The following is a 1,095-nucleotide window of genomic DNA, read 5'->3' as shown; positions in this document are numbered from 1 at the left end:
GCTCGCGGCGATCGCGCGCGGCCTTTGCACGCATCTGGTGGTCGGCGCGCACATGGCGCAGCGGCTCCTGGATCATGCGGCTGCCACGACAGAAAAGGCCTCCTAGAAATCCTCCTCTCCGCCGCCGGCGCATTGTCATCAAAGCGTCGCGGCAATCCTGTTTCACCATCAAAACAAACAACCGGACGAAGCGAACATGAACAATTTGTGGAATGACGAAACAGCCGAAAAACTCGTCGCCGACTACGCGAAAAAGGGTGTCGGCCGCGACCTGGCGCTGCGCGTCTACACGACCCGGCTGCTCGGCGGCGAACCACGGCTGGTCCTGCATGGCGGCGGCAACACCTCTTGCAAGACGACGGCAACCGACCTCGTCGGCGACCAGTGGGACGTGCTGTGCGTCAAGGGCAGCGGCTGGGACATGGGCATCATCGAGCCGCAGGGCCTGCCGGCCGTCAAGCTCAAGCCGCTGCTCAAGGCGCGCGCGCTGAACAGGCTGGCCGACGAGGACATGGTTGCCCTGCAACGCGTCAACCTCATCGATCCGTCCTCGCCCAACCCGTCGGTCGAGACGCTGCTGCATGCCTTCCTGCCGCACAAATTCGTCGACCACACGCACTCGACCGCCATCCTCGCCATCGTCGACCAGGAGGACTCCAAGCCGCTGGTGAAGACGGTGTTCGGCAGCAAGATGGGTTACGTGCCTTACATCATGCCCGGCTTCGACCTCGCCAAGGCGGCCGCAGATATCTTCGACGCCGACCCTGATGTCGAAGGCCTGATCCTCGACAAGCACGGCATTTTCACCTTCGGCGACGACGCCAAACAGGCCTACGACCGGATGATCCATTATGTGAATGTCGCCGAGGACTTCATTGCCGCAAGCGGCAAGCCGAAGGCGGCAAAGGCAGCCTTGCCGGCAAAGCTCGCGACACCGGCGTCGATCGCGCCGATGCTGCGTGGTGCGGTGGCGGTAGCGCGCGGCGGAGGCCGCTTCGACCGCATGATCAGCGATTTCCGCACTTCGCCGGCAATTGTCGATTTCATCAATTCGGCTGAGATCGCCGACTATGCCGGACGCGGCGTGTCGACACC

Annotated in this window: 1 protein-coding gene and 1 pseudogene; both read left to right on the top strand. The window is 63.3% G+C overall.

The features are described from left to right. Window positions 1–106 (top strand): annotated as a pseudogene (locus EN939_RS39930) (sugar-binding transcriptional regulator); the annotation flags it as partial. A 90-nt stretch (window positions 107–196) separates the two neighbouring features. Continuing rightward, on the top strand, window positions 197–1,095 hold an 899-nt coding region (locus tag EN939_RS35375; RefSeq protein ID WP_206528445.1), incomplete at its 3' end, for a class II aldolase/adducin family protein.

It is taken from the genome of Mesorhizobium sp. M7A.F.Ca.CA.002.05.1.1 (assembly GCF_003998335.1).
GTDB lineage: Bacteria > Pseudomonadota > Alphaproteobacteria > Rhizobiales > Rhizobiaceae > Mesorhizobium.
The sequence above is the reverse complement of the archived record's forward strand: the minus strand, read 5'-3'. Positions and strand labels throughout refer to the sequence as shown.